Raw genomic sequence first — 2,793 nt, forward strand, 5'->3', positions numbered from 1 at the left:
TTAGAAGTGAGATGGAGGAACTCCTACCCAACTATACCCCCATCTCATTTCTATTTTTTTGAAAGGTGAATCAAATGACAAAAACACTTCCAAAAGACTTTATTTTCGGTGGCGCAACAGCTGCCTATCAAGCAGAAGGTGCTACACATACTGATGGTAAAGGACCAGTAGCGTGGGATAAATATCTTGAAGATAACTACTGGTACACTGCTGAACCAGCCAGTGATTTCTATCACAAATACCCAGTTGACCTCAAACTTGCAGAAGAGTATGGTGTCAATGGTATCCGTATTTCAATCGCTTGGTCACGTATCTTTCCAACTGGTTATGGGAAGGTTAATGACAAGGGGGTTGAGTTCTATCATAATCTATTTGCAGAGTGCCACAAACGCCATGTTGAGCCCTTTGTAACTCTTCATCACTTTGATACGCCAGAAGCTCTACATTCAAATGGAGACTTCTTAAACCGTGAAAATATCGAACACTTTGTAGACTACGCTGCCTTCTGTTTTGAAGAATTTCCAGAAGTAAACTATTGGACAACCTTTAATGAAATTGGACCAATCGGTGATGGTCAATACTTGGTTGGGAAATTCCCTCCAGGCATTCAGTACGACCTTGCCAAAGTTTTCCAATCGCATCACAATATGATGGTGTCACATGCGCGTGCAGTCAAGCTATATAAAGATAAAGGCTATAAAGGGGAAATTGGTGTGGTTCACGCCCTGCCTACTAAATATCCTCTAGATCCTGAAAATCAAGCAGATGTTCGCGCTGCTGAGTTGGAAGATATCATCCACAATAAATTTATCTTGGATGCAACTTATCTTGGACGATATTCCGAAGAAACCATGGAAGGCGTCAACCATATTCTATCCGTCAATGGTGGAAGCTTAGATCTGCGTGAAGAAGATTTCGCTGTGCTAGAAGCTGCAAAAGACCTGAATGACTTCCTTGGAATTAACTACTACATGAGTGATTGGATGCAAGCCTTTGATGGCGAAACAGAAATCATTCATAACGGTAAGGGTGAAAAAGGAAGCTCTAAGTATCAAATTAAGGGAGTTGGACGTCGAGTGGCGCCTGGCTATGTCCCACGTACGGACTGGGACTGGATTATCTATCCTCAAGGTTTGTATGATCAAATCATGCGCGTGAAGAAAGATTACCCAAATTACAAGAAAATCTACATCACAGAGAATGGTCTTGGATACAAAGATGAGTTTGTGGATGGGACAGTCTACGATGATGGACGGATTGATTATGTTAAGAAACATATGGAAGTGATTGCAGATGCAATCTCTGATGGAGTCAATGTCAAAGGCTACTTTATCTGGTCTCTGATGGATGTCTTTTCTTGGTCAAATGGTTACGAAAAGCGTTACGGTCTCTTCTATGTAGACTTTGAAACTCAAGAACGTTATCCTAAGAAATCAGCTCACTGGTACAAGAAACTAGCTGAGACACAACTTATTGATTAAAATTCAACAAAAATTCCCCGCCAAAAGGCAGGGGAATTTTTTATGGTTTTGATAAAAGAATGGTTGTTTGTTTCGACAGATCTTCAAATGTCTCCTGACTCAGTTTGGAATCTGAAACGATGGTATCAATCTCTGAGATATTGTAGAAAGTGTAAAAATCAAACTTATTAAACTTGCTGTGGTCTGCTAGTAAGTATTTTTTATTGGCATTGTTCAAGGCGATTCGTTGTACCTCACCCTCTTCTTCACTGAAAGTAGCAATTGCCTTATCCTTAATACCATTACAGCTTACAAAAGCTTTAGAAAACTGAAGATTGGTCAAATCCTGTAAGGTAAGTGTCCCTACAAAAGCACCAGTGATAGCGCGATAATTTCCACCAATCAAGATCAAATCTGTTAGTTTTCGTTCGTTTAGGATGAGAAAAACTGGAAGACTGTTTGTTACAACACGAATATTATCGATAGGGAGCTCACGAGCAAAACACTCCAAGGTTGTTCCTGGACCGATAAAAATGGTTTCTCCTTCGTCAATCAAACGACCTGCAAAACGACTAATTTCTTGTTTTTCAGCAATCTGTAAGCCTTGTTTTTCAACGTTTGACCGTTCGTTGTTTAAGAGAGAACCTGTACGAAGTTTTTCAGCACCACCATGCACACGGACCAGTAAATCTTTATCTGCCAATTCTTGTAAGTAGCGACGAGCTGTCATATCTGATACATCCAGACGCGTCATGATTTCTTTTACAGTAATAGTTCCCTTTGTATTTACCGTTTCTAGAATATTATCTAGTTTCTCTTGCTTTAGCATCCTTATCACCTCGATTTCTACTATTCTTATCTTACCATAAAACGCTCAATATATCAAATAGAAAAAAACAAAATAAAACAAAAAACAAAAATATCATGGTTGTTTTAAACAAACCATGATATTTTGAATGATTGGCCAAATTAGTCTAAACCGTAGTTGTAATCATCATCTTGCATGGCTTCAACTTCACCAAGGAGGTAACCGTTTCCGACTTGAGAGAAGAAGTCGTGGTTGGAAGTTCCTGTTGAAATACCGTTCATGACGATTGGGTTGACATCATCTGCTGAGTCTGGGAAGAGTGGATCTTGCCCCAGGTTCATGAGAGCCTTGTTGGCATTGTAGCGAAGGAAGGTCTTGACTTCTTCAGTCCAGCCAACACCGTCATAGAGGCTCTCTGTATAACCTTCTTCGTTCTCGTAGAGAGTATAGAGCAAGTCGTACATCCATTCTTTGAGTTTTTCTTGCTCTTCTTCAGGTAATTCATTGAAACCAAGTTGGAATTTG

At 39.8% G+C, this 2,793-nt stretch carries 3 protein-coding genes; 1 reads left to right on the plus strand and 2 read right to left on the minus strand.

The features are described from left to right. The first annotated feature begins 74 nt into the window (after window positions 1-74). Window positions 75-1,481, plus strand: coding sequence for a 6-phospho-beta-galactosidase (gene lacG / locus SORDD27_RS03240; protein ID WP_061427275.1), 1,407 nt, complete (start codon window positions 75-77; stop codon window positions 1,479-1,481). A 40-nt stretch (window positions 1,482-1,521) separates the two neighbouring features. Here lacG and SORDD27_RS03245 read toward each other — a convergent pair whose 3' ends face one another. After that, entirely contained in the window at window positions 1,522-2,289 is a 768-nt protein-coding gene (locus SORDD27_RS03245) for a DeoR/GlpR family DNA-binding transcription regulator (protein WP_061427277.1), read from the minus strand. A gap of 140 nt (window positions 2,290-2,429) precedes the next feature. Then, window positions 2,430-2,793: ribonucleotide-diphosphate reductase subunit beta (locus SORDD27_RS10175; RefSeq protein ID WP_231069280.1), on the minus strand; the 364-nt coding region annotated here is incomplete at its 5' end.

The organism is Streptococcus oralis (assembly GCF_001579025.1).
In the GTDB taxonomy this organism is placed as follows: domain Bacteria; phylum Bacillota; class Bacilli; order Lactobacillales; family Streptococcaceae; genus Streptococcus; species Streptococcus oralis_X.

Coding starts and splice junctions, on each gene's coding strand:
- lacG (WP_061427275.1), top strand. CDS start 75: ATGACAAAAACACTTCCAAAAGACTTTATTTTCGGTGGCGCAACAGCT.
- SORDD27_RS03245 (WP_061427277.1), bottom strand. CDS start 2,289: ATGCTAAAGCAAGAGAAACTAGATAATATTCTAGAAACGGTAAATACA.